The sequence below is a fragment of the Pseudomonas sp. 3A(2025) genome, from assembly GCF_054589175.1.
Window position 1 is genome coordinate 84009 of the sequence record NZ_BAAILM010000031.1, and the last position, 14798, is coordinate 98806.

Consider the following 14798-nt stretch of genomic DNA (forward strand, 5'->3'; position numbering starts at 1 on the left):
TAATGTAGCCCCTTTTTTCTGCCCCTACATGTGGAAGGTTCCCGTGACTCAGAAGCCCGACCAGTGTCTTGGTGAATGGATCGACCGTGAAGCCCTCGCCGAAGCTATGATCCCGCTTATCGGCCAGCTGTACCGCAATAACAATGTGGTCTCTTCGATCTACGGCCGCAGCCTGATCAACCGTTCAGTCATCGCGATTCTCAAAGCCCACCGTTTTGCCCGCCATCGCCAGGCCGATGCGAGCGAGCTGTCGGTGCACGAAACTTTCCCGCTGCTCAAGGCCATGAGCGAGCTCAAGCTGGGCGCCGCTTCGGTAGACCTGGGCCGTCTGGCCGTCAAGTACAAGACCGAAGGCAACGGCCGCAACGCCGAGCAGTTCGTACGTGACGAGCTGGCCAGCGTAGTGGGTCAGCAGAAGACCTCCGAGCGCAAGGGCACCGACGTCGTGCTGTACGGTTTCGGCCGTATCGGTCGCCTGCTGGCGCGTATCCTGGTCGAGAAGACCGGTGGTGGCGACGGCCTGCGCCTGCGTGCCATCGTGGTTCGCAAGGGCGCCGAAAACGACCTGGTCAAGCGCGCCAGCCTGCTGCGTCGCGACTCGGTACACGGCCCGTTCGATGGCACCATCACCATTGATGAAGCCAACAACACCCTGACCGCCAACGGCAACCTGATCCAGATCATCTACGCCAAGAACCCGACCGAGGTGGATTACACCCAGTACGGTATCCAGAACGCCCTGCTGGTGGACAACACCGGTGTATGGCGCGATGCCGACGGCCTGGGCCAGCACTTGGCCTGCCCGGGTGTCGGTCGTGTGGTCCTGACCGCACCTGGCAAAGGCAAGCTGAAGAACATCGTTCACGGCATCAACCACGGCCAGATCACCGATGACGACAAGATCGTTTCGGCCGCTTCTTGCACCACCAACGCCATCGTGCCGGTGCTCAAGGCTGTCAACGACAAGTACGGCATTATCAACGGTCACGTCGAAACCGTTCACTCGTACACCAACGACCAGAACCTGATCGACAACTTCCACAAGGGTTCGCGTCGTGGCCGCAGCGCCGCGCTGAACATGGTCATCACCGAGACCGGTGCTGCCACCGCTGCCGCCAAGGCCCTGCCTGAACTGGCCGGCAAGCTGACCGGCAACGCGATTCGCGTACCGACGCCAAACGTGTCGATGGCGATCCTGAACCTGAACCTGGAAAAAGCCACCACTCGCGAAGAGATCAACGAATACCTGCGCGACATCGCCCTGTATTCGGACCTGCACAAGCAGATCGACTACGTCAGCTCGCAAGAAGTGGTATCGACCGACTTCGTAGGTTCGCGTCACGCCGGTGTCGTCGACGCCGAAGCGACCATTGCCAACGATAACCGCGTTGTTCTGTACGTCTGGTACGACAACGAATTCGGTTACAGCTGCCAGGTTGTGCGCGTCATGGAAGACATGGCAGGCGTCAACCCACCGGCGTTTCCTGCGTAAACGCAGCGGCAAGTTTTAAGCTTCAAGCTGCAAGAAAAAACGGGTCGATTATTCGACCCGTTTTTTTATGCGCAGATTTCAGGTGCTACACGATCCGCTTCTAACTTGCCGCTTGAAGCTTGCCACTTGCCGCTTGAGTGCGGAACAGCACGAGTGTGGCGATGAGGCCCATGATGGCGGCGGCGGTGAGCCAGATGCCGGGCGCTGCCTTGTTGTCCAGGGCGTGGATCAGGTAGGTGCAGGCCGCAGGCGTAAAGCCGCCAAAGGTTGCAGTGGCCAGGCTGTAGGCCAGCGAGAAGCCTGTAGTACGCACATCGACCGGCATGATTTCGGTCAGGGCCACGACCATGGCGCCGTTGTAGGAGCCATACAGGAACGACAGCCACAGTTCGACCATCAGCAAGTGGCTGAAGCTTGGGTGTGCGACCAGCCATGACAGGGCCGGGTAGGCGGTGGCAATGGCCAGCACCGTCGCACCCACCAGCAGCGGCTTGCGGCCGATGCGGTCGGACAGCGCGCCCATCAGTGGCAGCCAGATAAAGTTGGACACCCCCACACAGACCGTCACCAGCAAGCTTTCCAGATCCGACAGGTTCAGTTCGTTCTTGCCGAAGGTCGGGGTGTAGGCGGTGATCAGGTAGAACGACACCGTGGTCATCACCACCAGTGCCATGCCGGCGATGACCAGGCCGAAGTTCTGGCGGATCGAGCGCATCACTTCACTGAGGGTGGGGCGGTGTTTGCGTGCCTCGAACTCTGGCGATTCTTCCAGTGAACGGCGAATGATGAATAGCGCCGGCACGATCATGCAGCCGATGAAAAACGGCAAGCGCCAGCCCCAATCGCCCATTTGCTGCGGGCTCAGCCAGTGGTTGAGGGCTACGCCCAACAAGCCTGCGAACACCACGGCGGCCTGTTGGCTGGCCGACTGCCAACTGACGAAAAAGCCTTTACGCCCCGGTGTGGCGATTTCTGCCAGGTAGACCGAGACGCCGCCCAGTTCCACGCCGGCCGAGAAGCCTTGCAGCAGGCGCCCGAGCAGCACCAGCAGCGGGGCGGCCAGGCCAATGCTGGCGTAACTCGGTACGCAGGCGATCAGCAAGGTGCCCATGGCCATCAGCGCCAGGGTGATCAGCAAGCCTTGTCGGCGACCGTGGCGGTCGATGTAGGCGCCGAGAAAGATCGCCCCCAGCGGGCGCATCAGAAAGCCTGCGCCGAAGGTGGCCAGCGACAGCATCAGCGAAGCGAATGCACTGTCTGCGGGGAAGAAGGTCTTGGCAATGGCCGTGGCGTAGAAGCCGTAGACCATGAAGTCGAACATCTCGAGGAAGTTGCCGCTGACAACGCGAAATATCGCCTTGCCTTTACTTGTTGTTGAGGTCATTGGGGCTGACTCTTCGGGCTGATTATCGGAGTGGTTGGTCAGTCTGTTGGCTGCGTGGGCAGCACTCCGGGTCTGCGCCCGGATGCGGGGGTTTTGTAACATTATGTTTAAAGAGTCGCGTAGACAACCGTTGTAGAGCGGTTGCGGCGTTGAAGGGCGAGTGGTTCAAGGTTTGTTCAGGTTCGTGTGAAGAGAGTCGAGGCCGTTTTCAGGAGAAAAATTGGCCTTCGACTCGACCAAGGGGTAATGTTCCCCGCTTCGACGCAGCGCTAGACTGCGCCGCGTGATTTAGCCAGAGATGCCAGAGTGGCGCCTCGGCCTGTTCTATAGGAGTACGCATGGCTGTCTACAACTACGATGTAGTGGTATTGGGGTCCGGTCCTGCCGGGGAAGGCGCGGCAATGAACGCCGCCAAGGCGGGGCGCAAGGTGGCCATGGTCGACAGCCGTCGTCAGGTCGGCGGCAACTGCACCCACCTGGGCACCATCCCTTCCAAGGCACTGCGTCACTCGGTCAAGCAGATCATCCAGTTCAACACCAACCCGATGTTCCGCGCCATCGGCGAGCCACGCTGGTTCTCGTTTCCCGATGTACTGAAAAACGCCGAAATCGTCATTTCCAAGCAAGTGGCCTCGCGCACCAGTTACTACGCCCGTAACCGGGTCGACGTGTTCTTCGGTACCGGCAGTTTCGCCGACGAAAACAGCATCAATGTGGTCTGCGCCAATGGCGTGGTCGAAAAGCTGGTCGCCAACCAGATCATCATCGCTACTGGCTCGCGGCCGTATCGCCCGTCCGATATCGACTTCTCGCACAAGCGTATCTACGACAGCGATACCATCCTCAGCCTGAGCCACACCCCGCGCAAACTGATCATTTACGGCGCTGGCGTGATCGGTTGTGAGTACGCTTCGATTTTCAGCGGTCTGGGCGTGCTGGTCGAACTGGTGGACAACCGCGACCAGTTGCTGAGTTTCCTCGACAAGGAGATTTCGCAGGCGCTGAGCTATCACTTCAGCAACAACAACGTGATGGTGCGTCACAACGAAGAGTACGAGCGGGTCGAAGGCCTGGAAAACGGCGTTGTCCTGCACCTCAAGTCCGGCAAGAAGATCAAGGCCGATGCCTTGCTGTGGTGCAACGGCCGGACCGGCAACACCGACAAGCTGGGCCTGGAAAACATCGGTCTGAAGGCCAATGGCCGTGGGCAGATCGAGGTCGACGAGAACTATCGCACCAAGCTGGGCAACATCTACGGTGCGGGCGATGTGATCGGCTGGCCGAGCTTGGCCAGTGCTGCTTATGACCAGGGGCGCTCGGCGGCCGGCAGCGTGGTCGAGAACGGCAGCTGGCGGTATGTCAACGATGTGCCGACCGGTATCTACACGATTCCGGAGATCAGCTCGATCGGCAAGAACGAGAGCGAGCTGACCGAAGCCCGTGTGCCGTACGAAGTGGGCAAGGCGTTCTTCAAGGGCATGGCGCGTGCGCAGATTTCCGGTGAGCGCGTCGGCATGCTGAAGATCCTGTTCCATCGTGAGACCCTGGAAGTGCTGGGCGTGCATTGCTTCGGCGACCAGGCTTCGGAGATCGTGCACATCGGCCAGGCGATCATGAACCAGCCGGGCGAGGCCAATACGCTCAAATACTTCGTCAACACCACCTTCAACTACCCGACCATGGCCGAAGCCTATCGGGTAGCGGCTTACGACGGTCTCAACCGGCTTTTTTGAGCGGCTCCGGCCGGTGGCCTGAGCCGGCCGGGGATACCGGTTTCAGCGATTCCCGAGAGTGGCGGTGGCCAAACCGGGAAAGTCTGTAATCAGGCTGTCTACGCCGAAGTCAGCGAGCCTGCGCATCAGCGCCGGTTCGTTGACTGTCCACACCGACACGTGCAGCCCCTGGCGCTGCGCCTTGATCAGGCGTTCGGGGGTGCACAGCGTCCAGTTCAACGCCAGAATCTCGCAGCCATAGCCCTGGGCGACCTTCAAAGGGTCCAGCCAGGCATATTCGGCCACCAGCCCGCGTGAAATGTCCGGTGTCAGTTCCAGGGCGGCGCGCAGCACTTCGCGGGAACTGGAGGTAATGGTGACTTTGTCCATCAAGCCATGACGCTGCACCAGTTCGCGAATGGCCAGTACCGTGCTGGCGGCGCGGGTGCGTGAAGCGCTTTTGACTTCGAGTTGCCAATGCTCGAAATCGCACTGTTCGAACAAGGTTTCCAGCGTCGGGATGGGGCAGGGTTGTGCCCAGCCCGGGCCGCCATGGCGGGCGTCATAGGTCACCAGGTCCTGGGCCAGATGCTCGTTGACCTTGCCGCCGCGCTGGGTAGTGCGCTTGAGGGTCGGGTCGTGGATAACCATCAGTTCGCCGTCGCGCGACAGGTGCAGGTCCAGCTCGCAGCGGCGCACGCCGTGTTGCAGGCATTGCTGGAAGCTGGTGAGGGTGTTTTCCGGTGCTTCGCCTTTGGCGCCGCGATGGCCGTAGATCAGGGTCACAATTACTCCTTGGTTAAAGCATCAAGACTCGGGTGGTGCAGCCTGCTCGCGGGCCAGGCGGCGTTGCTGGGCCTGGCGCTGCAACACATGCCGGGCCAGCAACTGGCGTTGCGCATCGGGCAGGTCGACAAATTCTGTATCGATTTCGTAAACGTCCTCGCCACGGGCCTCGCATCTCAGCACGCGGGCCTGAAGCATCATGCCTGCAGCTTGTGGCATTAATACCATTTTGAGTGACAGAAGCGCGTCCGGGCTATAGGGCTGGGCGGCATGAAACTGTATACCGGCTTCTGAGAGTAAAACCGGCTGCGGCGCGCCCAGTTCACCCAGTGCGGTGTGCGCCACGACCTGGCCGAGCAGGTCGATGCGCTTGCTCAGGGTCTTGAGAAAGCTGTTGAGCACGCGGTCGCGTTCGTCGAGCTGGCGCAGTAGATGCTGGGACTCGAACTCGCTGACATGCAGCTCGCTGAGTAACTGGAACAACACCGTAATACGCGGCATCGCGCAGCTGGCAGCCTCCGTCAGGGGGTTAATTTCCAGTGCGACGCTGTCCTCGATACGGTAGTATTCGCGGCGTCTTTCTTCATCTAATGTCGACATGGCGAACCCGTGCTAACGGCTGTGGTCAGAGAGCTTCGAGTGTAAGGCCGAGCGTTTCGGCCCGCCACACGGATGTCCCATTCCTGCGAACAATTCCCTACATGTTCAGACCTCTTTTTGCTTTCATCGGCACGCGTTATACCCGTGCCAAGCGACGTAATCATTTTGTCTCCTTCATTTCCCTGACCTCGATCATCGGCCTGGCCCTCGGGGTGGTAGTGATGATCGTGGTGCTGTCGGTCATGAACGGCTTCGATCACGAGATGCGTACTCGCGTGTTGGGTATGGTGCCGCATGCCACCCTTGAGTCCGACGAGCCGATCCGCGACTGGCAGGCGCTGGCTGAAAAAGTCAGCAGTCATACCGGGGTCGTGGCCGTCGCACCGTTCACCCAGATGCAGGGCCTGCTCAGTCATGCCGGCACCGTGCAGAAAGTGTTGCTCAATGGTATTGACCCGGCTCAGGAGAGCAAGGTTTCGATCATCGATCAATTCATTCGTCAGGGCGCGCTGAGCGCGCTGGCGCCGGGCGAATTCGGCATCATGATCGGTGACAAGGCCGCCACGAAACTGGGCGTTGCCATCGGCGACAAACTGACCTTCGTGGCCCCGGAAGTGGCGGTCACGCCGGCCGGCATGTTCCCGCGTATGAAGCGCTTTACCGTGGTCGGCATCTTTCATGTCGGTGCCGGTGAAATCGACGGCTTTCTGGGCCTGACCAATATCGAAGACCTGGGTCGCCTGCGTCGCTGGCAGCCCGATCAGGTGCAGGGCCTGCGCCTGAAGTTCGACGACCTGTTCCAGGCGCCGCGTACTTCGTGGGAAATCGCCCAGCAACTGGGCAGTGATCACTACTGGTCGCGTGACTGGATGCGTACTCACGGCAACCTCTACCAGGCCATCCGCATGGAAAAATCCATGATCGGCCTGCTGCTGTTGCTGATCGTCGCGGTGGCCGCGTTCAACATCATTTCCACGCTGGTAATGGTGGTCAACGACAAGAAGGGCGACATCGCGATCCTGCGCACACTGGGCGCCACACCGGGGCAGATCATGGCGATCTTCATGGTTCAGGGTACGGTGATCGGCGTGGTCGGTACGCTGATCGGCGCCGGCGTCGGTATTCTCGCGGCGCTCAATGTCAGTAGCGCGATTTCTGCGCTTGAAGGCCTGATGGGCCACAAGTTTCTCAATGCGGATGTCTACTTCATCGACTACCTGCCGTCGCAGTTGATGGCCCAGGACGTGTTCCAGATCTGTGGCGCCGCATTGGTTCTGAGTTTCTTCGCCACCCTGTACCCGGCCTGGCGCGCAGCGCGCACCCAGCCGGCGGAGGCGTTACGTTATGAGTGAGTCGGGCATGTCTGATAAAGCCGTATTGAGTTGCCGCAACCTGGGTAAATCCTACGAGGAGGGCCCGGAGTCGGTAGTAGTGCTGTCCAATCTGCAACTGGAGCTGTTCCCCGGAGAGCGGGTGGCCATCGTCGGCAGTTCCGGTTCCGGCAAGAGCACCTTGCTCAACCTGCTGGGCGGCCTGGACACGCCGTCCGAAGGCAGCGTCTGGCTGGCCGGTGAGCAATTATCGGCGCTGAACGAGAAGGCCCGCGGCCTGCTGCGCAACCGGGCGCTGGGCTTCGTGTACCAGTTTCACCACTTGCTGCCGGAGTTCACCGCGCTGGAGAACGTCTGCATGCCCCTGCTGATCGGCAAGACGCCGATCCCCGAGGCGCGCAAGCGCGCCACCGCCTTGCTGGAGCGGGTTGGTCTGGGGCACCGGCTGGCGCACAAGCCGGCCGAACTGTCCGGTGGCGAGCGCCAGCGGGTGGCCATCGCCCGCGCGCTGGTCAACGAGCCGGGGCTGGTGATGCTCGATGAGCCGACCGGCAACCTCGATCATCACACCGCACAAGGCATTCAGGACCTGATGCGCGAGCTGAGCACTGCATCGCGCACCGCGTTTCTGGTGGTCACCCATGATCTGAATCTGGCCAGGCAAATGGACCGTGTCCTGAGCCTGGAAGACGGCCGTCTGGTCGCCGTCTGATTCATCCGGCCCGGCGCGCCATCAAGGCGTGCGGGCCGATCTTTTTGCCAAGGTGCCCTGCGAATGTTCCGACCCTTATCCATCTTCATCGGCGCCCGCTACACCCGGGCCAAGCGCCGCAAGAATTTTATCTCGTTCATCTCGATGACTTCGATGATCGGCCTGGCGCTGGGTGTGCTGGCCATGATCGTGGTGCTTTCGGTGATGAACGGCTTCCAGCGTGAAATGAGCTCGCGCATTCTCGGCATGGTGCCGCATGCCGCCATTCTCGGCACCAAGCCGGTGGATGACTGGCAAAAGGTCGCCGATGCTGCCTTGCGCAATCCGCAAGTGGTCGCCGCCGCGCCGCTGACCGAAATGGAAGGCATGCTCTCCTATCGTGGCTTGATGCAGCCGATCCAGGTCAGCGGCATCGACCCTGCGCGTGAGCATGAAGTCTCTATCGTCACGCAGCACATCACCCGTGGCAGCCTGGAAAACCTCAAGCCAGGCGAGTTCGGCGTGGTGCTGGGCGAGATCACAGCACGGCGTTTTCGCGTGAATGTCGGCGATGCACTGACCCTGATCGTGCCGGAAATCAGCAACGCACCCGGCGGCATCACCCCGCGTCTGCAACGCCTGACCGTGGTCGGACTGTTCAAGGTCGGCGCCGAGCTGGACGGCTCCATGGCCCTGATGAACATCAGCGATGCCGGGCAGATGCAGCGCTGGCAGCCGGGGCAAGTGCAGGGCGTGCGTCTGGCGCTGAAAGACCTGTACCAGGCGCCCAAGGTCTCCACCGACATTGCCAGCGGACTGGGTCAGGGCTACCGCGCCGATGACTGGACCCACACCCAGGGCAGCCTGTTCAGCGCCATGAAAATGGAAAAGACCATGATCGGTCTGTTGCTGCTGATGATCGTCGCCGTGGCGGCGTTCAACATCATTGCCACGCTGATCATGGTGGTCAACGACAAGGGCGCCGACATCGCCATCCTGCGCACCATCGGCGCCACGCCCCGGCAGATCATGGGCATCTTCATCGTTCAGGGTTCGCTGATCGGCGTGGTGGGCACCTTGATCGGCGGCGTACTGGGTGTGATTGCTGCGCTGAATGTCAGTGCTCTGGTCGGCTGGTTCGAGCGCGTCAGTGGTCAGCACGTGTTCAGTGCCGACGTGTACTTCATCAGTAACCTGCCGTCGGAGCTGCAAGGCGGTGATGTGCTGCTGATCTGCGGTGCGGGTTTCGTGCTCAGCTTTCTGGCGACCATCTACCCGGCCTGGCGTGCCGCCAGGATCGAACCGGCCCACGCCCTGCGATACGAGTAAGCCATTACGCCGGCAGGCGAATCACAAAGCGGGTCAGCCCGGCGGCTGACTCGCAGTGAATCGTGCCGCCATGCGCCTCAATGATCGAGCGGCTGATCGCCAGGCCAAGGCCGGCGTGGGTCTGGCTGTCGGTACGCGCCGGGTCAGCCCGGTAGAAGCGGTCGAACAGGCGTGGCAAAACTGTCGGTTCAAGAGGCTGGCCGGGGTTTTCCACGCTCAGTTCCACGCCCTCGGCAGTCGCCTGCAATGTGACCTTTAGCTGGCCTCCAGTCGGTGTATAGCGCAGCGCATTGTCCAGCAGATTGGACAGTACCCGGCGCAGCAGGGTCCGATCCCCACGCACTTGTGCCTGACCCTCGCGATGCAGGGTAATGCCCGCGTCTTCGGCCAGTGGCGTGAAATACTCCAGTACCGTACCCACCTCGTCTTCAAGGCGCAGCGTGTCACGCGCCGGCGCCAGCAAGCCTTGTTCGGCCTTGGCCAGCAACAGCATGTCATTGACCATCTGTGCCAGACCTTGCAGTTCTTCCAGATTGCCCAGCAGCGCCTCGCGGTATTGCTCCAGCGAGCGCGGGCGGGTAAGGACCACCTGGGTCTGGGTCAACAGGTTGGACAGCGGCGTGCGCAGCTCATGAGCAATGTCGGCGCTGAAGGCCGACAGGCGCTGAAAGCCTTCGTCCAGGCGTGTGAGCATGGCATTGAAGGCGCGGGTCAGTTCGGCCAGTTCGACGGGCATTTCATGTTCGGGCAGGCGGGTGGTCAGCGAGCTGGCCGAAACGCCGGCTGCCACTGCGCTCATGCGTTGCAGCGGTCGTAGCCCGCTGCGTGCCGCCCAGGCACCGAGCAACGCGGTAGCGAGAGCGCAGAGGCCGACGGTCAGCCAGATCAGGTGTTGCATGCGTTGCAGAAAGTGCTGATGGTGAGTGATATCCAGCACCAGTGTGAGGGTGGGCGAGTTCGCTTGTTCGGGATGCAGGCGTGCGCTGAAGATGCGGTAGTCGGCCCGCGTATCGCTGAATGTCTGCAAGCCTGTGCCGGGCACGACGGCTGGCAGGGCAGGGGTGTTGTCGAACCACAACGTGCCTTGCGCATCGCTCAGGCGCAGCATCAGGTCTGAGTGGGGTTTGCTCAGTAATGGCTGGCGCGCCTTGAACGCCTCAAGGCTATCCACACCTTGCAGGTTGCTGCGCAGGCTGGCCAGTTGGTTGTCGAACAGTTGCTGGTCCAGTTCGATGAAGTGGCTGGCACTGGCCTGGCTGAACAGCAACCCGGCGATCAGCGACACCAGCGCCGTACAGCCGGCAAACAGCAGTGCCAGCCGGCTGCGCAGCGACAGCTTCATGGCGCGTGCTCCTGCAACACATAACCCATGCCGCGCACGGTGTGGATCAGCTTTACGGTGAAGTCATCGTCGACCTTCATGCGCAGGCGGCGGATCGCCACTTCGATGACGTTGGTGTCGCTGTCGAAATGCATGTCCCAGACCTGTGCGGCAATCAACGACTTGGGCAGCACTTCGCCCTGGCGGCGCATAAGCAGTTCCAGCAGAGCAAACTCCTTGGTGGTCAGGTCCAGACGTTTACCGCCGCGCTCGACCTTGCGTTGCAGCAAATCCAGGCGCAGCTCGCCCGATTGCAACTGAGTGTCCTGTTGAGTGTTAAGGCGCCGCAGCAAGGTACGTACCCGTGCGAGCAGTTCGGCGAAGGCAAAGGGTTTGACCAGATAATCGTCGGCGCCCAGCTCCAGTCCATGCACGCGGTCTTCGATGGCGTCGCGGGCGGTAAGAAACAGCACCGGGGTCGGCAAGCCTGCGCGGCGCACCTGTTCAAGAATCTGCCAGCCGCTGACACCGGGCAGCATCACATCGAGAATCAACAGGGCGTGTTCGCCGCTCAACGCCCGCTGCAGGCCTGTACTGCCGTCGCTGACCAGTTCGCTGTCGAAGCCTGCCTCGCTCAGCCCCTGGCACAGGTAATGGCCGGTCTTGGGTTGATCTTCGACGATCAGTAGTTTCATTGCTGGCTCGTTATTGGTCGCAAAAAGGGCTTTATAACCCGTTGTGGTGGGCAGTGGCGCAAGCTTACAGGGATGTAATGCCGCACGCTGCGGGCTGAAAGCGGCGCGCAAACCCGATAGACTTGCCGGGTTAATTCTTGAAGTTCAGGTATCACCATGCATCCCGCCGCCGAACACTCGCCACTGGGCAAGTCCAGTGAGTACATTTGCACCTACACGCCTTCGTTGCTGTTTCCGATTCCGCGCGCCGCGAAATGGGCCGAGCTGGGGCTGACCGCGCAGACCTTGCCGTATCAGGGTGTCGATGTCTGGAACTGCTACGAGCTGTCCTGGCTGTTACCGTCGGGCAAACCGGTGGTGGCCATTGCCGAGTTCAGCGTACCGGCCGACTCGCCGAATATCATCGAGTCCAAGTCGTTCAAGCTGTACCTCAACTCCCTCAACCAGAGCGTTTACGCCAGCCGCGAACAGTTGCAGGACGTGCTGATCGCCGACCTGTCGGCCGCTGCCGGCAAGCCGGTGGGTGTGATCATCCGCAGCCTGAGTGAAGTCGAGGCGCAAGGTGTCGCCGGCTTGCCGGGCGCTTGCATCGATGAACTGGAGATCGAGGTCAGTAGCTACGATCACCCGCGTCCCGAGCTGTTGCAGTGCGACCCGTCGCGTGTGGTCGAAGAAAGCCTGCACACGCATTTGCTCAAGTCCAACTGCCCTGTCACCCGCCAGCCCGACTGGGGCAGTGTGGTGGTCGAGTACCGGGGTGCGGCGCTGGACCACGCCAGCCTGCTGGCCTATATCGTCAGCTTCCGCCAGCACTCGGATTTTCATGAGCAATGCGTCGAGCGCATCTTTCTTGATTTGCAACGCCTGCTCAAGCCGCAGTCGCTCACCGTTTATGCACGTTATGTGCGCCGTGGCGGGCTGGACATCAACCCTTATCGCAGCACCGAAGCGGTGCCGGTCGATAACGGCCGTTTGGCCCGTCAGTAAGCCATCCTTATGAAAAAGGCCCGTCGGATGACGGGCCTTTTCGTGTCAGCGGGCAGAAAGGTCAGATGCCCATGCTGCCCAGCGTATTGACGATATTACGCAAGGTGGCCGCGATGCCGGGGTGTTCGACCTCGAAGCGCTCCACTGCCAGGTTGACGCCATCGGACAGGCTGGAATCCTGTTCTTGAGTTAGGTTTTCGAGTTCTATTTTGGTTTCAATTTGTTGCGCGAGCTCTCGCAGATGGATGCGCTCTTCTTCCAGAAGGGGCGGGTTCTGCTCCAGTTGCTCGCGCAGGGCGTTGAGTTGTTCTTGCAGTTCGCGGGCAGGCATGAGGTGCTCCTTGATCGATAAGTCTTTTTCATGGACTGCGCTGTGAGACGAAAGGTCCGTGATGTAAGACTACTCCATCGCAGGTGATCCTGCTTCTGACCGTGGTCAGGGTTTTTCGCCCTTGCTGCGCCGCAGGCTGATATCGGCCAGGCATGACTCCAGCTCGCCCAGATGATCGATCACCGAATGGGCGCCCAGCCCGTACAGTTGCAAGGTTGCCTGGGCGCGCAGGCGTTCGCGTTCGCTGTCTTGCAGCCCCTGCCATTGTGTCGGTGACAAGCCACACAGAGGCCCGCAAGAGGCCAGGCCGATGGTCCACAATCCAGCGTTAAGGCCCGATTGCAACAGGCGTGGCTCGCCACTGACCAGCACGCAGCCTTCAAGTGTATTGACCTTCAGTGCCATCAGCGCCAGCCAGCAGGCATCCGGCGCCGGCCATTGCACCTGGCTGCGCGACGTGGCGGTGATCAGGCTGCCCAGTGGCGCGCACAAGGTCTGGCTGATGCTGTCGGGCAAGTCGTCCAGCCAGGCACAGGGAATGCCTTGCTGACGCAGGCTTTGCAGATTCACCAGTGCGCCGGGCGTGAGCTGCGCATGGTCGGCAAGGGCCTGCGGCGAGGTGGCGTCTGCCTGTGCACCAAAGTCCACCAGGCAGCCACTGAGGCCGAACAGCAGGGCGGAAAAAGCGGGCATGGGCGTGGCAACCGGTGCGAGCATGACGGGGATCTCTGAAATACTGATGCACGCTACCGGTTCTGCATGACAGAAATATGAACGCGCAATGACTGAAGTGCGTTTGCGCGTGTCTGACTTATTTACCGATGAACACTTTATACTGGCCATCTTTGCCCGAAGCCTTATGCTCGGGGCATCACTTTCTGACAGGAGTTTGCGTTATGCCCTTACCGCGTAGCGGCTTTATCGAGCGATTGGCCCGGCTGTCTCTGTGCGCTGGCGTCGCGATGGCCCCGTTTGTTGCTCAGGCGGCCGAAGACGATCCGTGGGAAGGCGTCAACCGCGCCATTTTCCGTTTCAACGACACGGTCGACACTTACACGCTCAAGCCGATTGCCCAGGGCTATCAGTACATTGCGCCGCAGTTTGTCGAAGATGGCGTGCACAACTTCTTCAACAACATCGGCGATGTCGGCAACCTGGCCAACAACGTGCTGCAACTCAAGCCGGCCGACGCCGGCGTCGACAGCGCACGGCTGATCTTCAACACCACGTTCGGCCTGCTGGGCTTTATCGATGTCGGCACGCGCATGGGCCTGCAACGCAACGATGAAGACTTCGGTCAGACCCTCGGCCACTGGGGTGTAGGCAGCGGTCCGTACGTGGTGTTGCCGTTGTTCGGACCAAGCACTGTGCGTGATGCGCTGGCCCGCTACCCGGACACCTACACCTCGCCGTACCGCTACATCGACCATGTGCCGACCCGCAACACCGCACTGGGCGTCAACCTGATCGACACCCGCGCCAGCCTGCTGTCGGCCGAGCGTATGGTGACCGGCGACCGCTACACCTTCATTCGCAATGCCTATCTGCAGAATCGCGAATTCAAGGTCAAGGACGGTCAGGTCGAAGACGACTTCTGATCCCGCACAGGTCGACCCGTACGCAAGGTGCCGGGTCGACCTTGTCCTGCTGCCTGTTCAGCTTTCGGCAAACGCCTTCAGCGCGTCGCCTTCCATTCGATAGCGCACCCATTCGTTTTGCGGCTGTGCCCCGATCGACTCGTAAAAGCGAATCGCCGGCTCGTTCCAGTCCAGCACACTCCATTCGAAGCGCCCGCATTGTGCAGCGCAGGCTTCACGGGCCAGGTGCTTGAGCATCTGTTTGCCGGCGCCGGTGCCGCGATGTTCGGGGGTGATGTACAGGTCTTCCAGATACAGGCCATTGCGGCCCAGCCAGGTCGAGTAGCTGAAGAAATAGACGGCAAATCCGATTGGCTGGTCGTTGCAAGTGCAGATCAATGCCTTGGCGCTGGTTTGTGGCCCGAACAGCGTACGTTCGATGTCTACAAGGCTGGCAATGACTTCATGGCGGGCTTTTTCGTAGTCGGCCAGTTCGGTGATGAAGGTCAGGATCTGTGCCGCATCGTCTGGGCGGGCAGGGCGTATGTGCAGGTTCACGTTG

15 protein-coding genes are annotated in these 14798 nt (G+C 60.9%); 7 read left to right on the forward strand and 8 right to left on the reverse strand.

Annotated elements, in window-relative coordinates:
* Positions 1-28 precede the first annotated feature (28 nt).
* Positions 29-1492 carry a glyceraldehyde-3-phosphate dehydrogenase gene (locus tag ACYP2A_RS11595; protein ID WP_459745135.1) on the forward strand — a complete coding sequence of 488 codons (1464 nt, stop codon included), beginning with the start codon at positions 29-31 and terminating at the stop codon, positions 1490-1492.
* Positions 1493-1592: 100 nt separating this feature from the next.
* Here ACYP2A_RS11595 and tcuC read toward each other — a convergent pair whose 3' ends face one another.
* A complete protein-coding gene (gene tcuC / locus ACYP2A_RS11600; protein ID WP_459745136.1) occupies positions 1593-2876 on the reverse strand; it encodes a tricarballylate/proton symporter TcuC in 1284 nt (427 codons plus the stop codon).
* 338 nt (positions 2877-3214) lie between these two features.
* On the opposite strand from tcuC, the gene sthA reads away from it, so the two are divergent.
* Positions 3215-4609 (forward strand): Si-specific NAD(P)(+) transhydrogenase, encoded by a 1395-nt coding sequence (sthA, locus tag ACYP2A_RS11605; protein ID WP_459745137.1) that lies wholly within the window; start codon positions 3215-3217, stop codon positions 4607-4609.
* Positions 4610-4651: 42 nt separating this feature from the next.
* On the opposite strand, the gene ACYP2A_RS11610 is transcribed toward sthA, so the two are convergent.
* Complete coding sequence (locus ACYP2A_RS11610; RefSeq protein WP_459745138.1) at positions 4652-5374, reverse strand: glycerophosphodiester phosphodiesterase; 723 nt, start codon at positions 5372-5374, stop codon at positions 4652-4654.
* A gap of 21 nt (positions 5375-5395) precedes the next feature.
* The gene (locus ACYP2A_RS11615; protein WP_459745139.1) at positions 5396-5974 is read right to left on the reverse strand and encodes a PilZ domain-containing protein; all 579 of its coding nucleotides are present in this window, start codon (positions 5972-5974) and stop codon (positions 5396-5398) included.
* 101 nt (positions 5975-6075) lie between these two features.
* On the opposite strand from ACYP2A_RS11615, the gene ACYP2A_RS11620 reads away from it, so the two are divergent.
* From ACYP2A_RS11620 to ACYP2A_RS11630, 3 genes are all read left to right on the forward strand, one after another.
* Complete coding sequence (locus tag ACYP2A_RS11620; RefSeq protein WP_459745140.1) at positions 6076-7326, forward strand: lipoprotein-releasing ABC transporter permease subunit; 1251 nt, start codon at positions 6076-6078, stop codon at positions 7324-7326.
* 7 nt (positions 7327-7333) lie between these two features.
* On the forward strand, positions 7334-8017 hold the full coding sequence (lolD, locus tag ACYP2A_RS11625) for a lipoprotein-releasing ABC transporter ATP-binding protein LolD (RefSeq protein WP_459745141.1): 684 nt from the start codon (positions 7334-7336) through the stop codon (positions 8015-8017).
* Between the two features lie 63 nt (positions 8018-8080).
* Positions 8081-9325: a lipoprotein-releasing ABC transporter permease subunit gene (locus ACYP2A_RS11630; RefSeq protein WP_459745142.1), complete on the forward strand. Its 1245-nt coding sequence runs from the start codon at positions 8081-8083 to the stop codon at positions 9323-9325.
* 4 nt (positions 9326-9329) lie between these two features.
* Here ACYP2A_RS11630 and ACYP2A_RS11635 read toward each other — a convergent pair whose 3' ends face one another.
* Together ACYP2A_RS11635 and ACYP2A_RS11640 are read right to left on the reverse strand one after the other, a co-directional pair.
* A complete protein-coding gene (locus ACYP2A_RS11635; protein WP_459745143.1) occupies positions 9330-10667 on the reverse strand; it encodes a heavy metal sensor histidine kinase in 1338 nt (445 codons plus the stop codon).
* On the reverse strand, positions 10664-11341 hold the full coding sequence (locus ACYP2A_RS11640; RefSeq protein ID WP_459745144.1) for a heavy metal response regulator transcription factor: 678 nt from the start codon (positions 11339-11341) through the stop codon (positions 10664-10666). The genes ACYP2A_RS11635 and ACYP2A_RS11640 overlap by 4 nt, the downstream gene beginning before the upstream one ends.
* Before the next feature lie 156 nt (positions 11342-11497).
* Between ACYP2A_RS11640 and queF the strand changes: the two genes are divergently transcribed.
* Positions 11498-12328: an NADPH-dependent 7-cyano-7-deazaguanine reductase QueF gene (gene queF, locus ACYP2A_RS11645; RefSeq protein WP_459745145.1), complete on the forward strand. Its 831-nt coding sequence runs from the start codon at positions 11498-11500 to the stop codon at positions 12326-12328.
* Between the two features lie 61 nt (positions 12329-12389).
* On the opposite strand, the gene ACYP2A_RS11650 is transcribed toward queF, so the two are convergent.
* Together ACYP2A_RS11650 and ACYP2A_RS11655 are read right to left on the reverse strand one after the other, a co-directional pair.
* A complete protein-coding gene (locus tag ACYP2A_RS11650; protein WP_459745146.1) occupies positions 12390-12659 on the reverse strand; it encodes a DUF4404 family protein in 270 nt (89 codons plus the stop codon).
* 105 nt (positions 12660-12764) lie between these two features.
* Positions 12765-13376, reverse strand: a complete 612-nt coding sequence (locus ACYP2A_RS11655) for an HAD family phosphatase (protein ID WP_459745147.1) — start codon at positions 13374-13376, stop codon at positions 12765-12767.
* A 179-nt stretch (positions 13377-13555) separates the two neighbouring features.
* On the opposite strand from ACYP2A_RS11655, the gene ACYP2A_RS11660 reads away from it, so the two are divergent.
* A complete protein-coding gene (locus ACYP2A_RS11660) occupies positions 13556-14257 on the forward strand; it encodes an MlaA family lipoprotein (protein ID WP_459745148.1) in 702 nt (233 codons plus the stop codon).
* A 57-nt stretch (positions 14258-14314) separates the two neighbouring features.
* Here ACYP2A_RS11660 and ACYP2A_RS11665 read toward each other — a convergent pair whose 3' ends face one another.
* Positions 14315-14794, reverse strand: coding sequence for an N-acetyltransferase family protein (locus ACYP2A_RS11665; RefSeq protein ID WP_459745149.1), 480 nt, complete (start codon positions 14792-14794; stop codon positions 14315-14317).
* Positions 14795-14798: the final 4 nt, after the last annotated feature.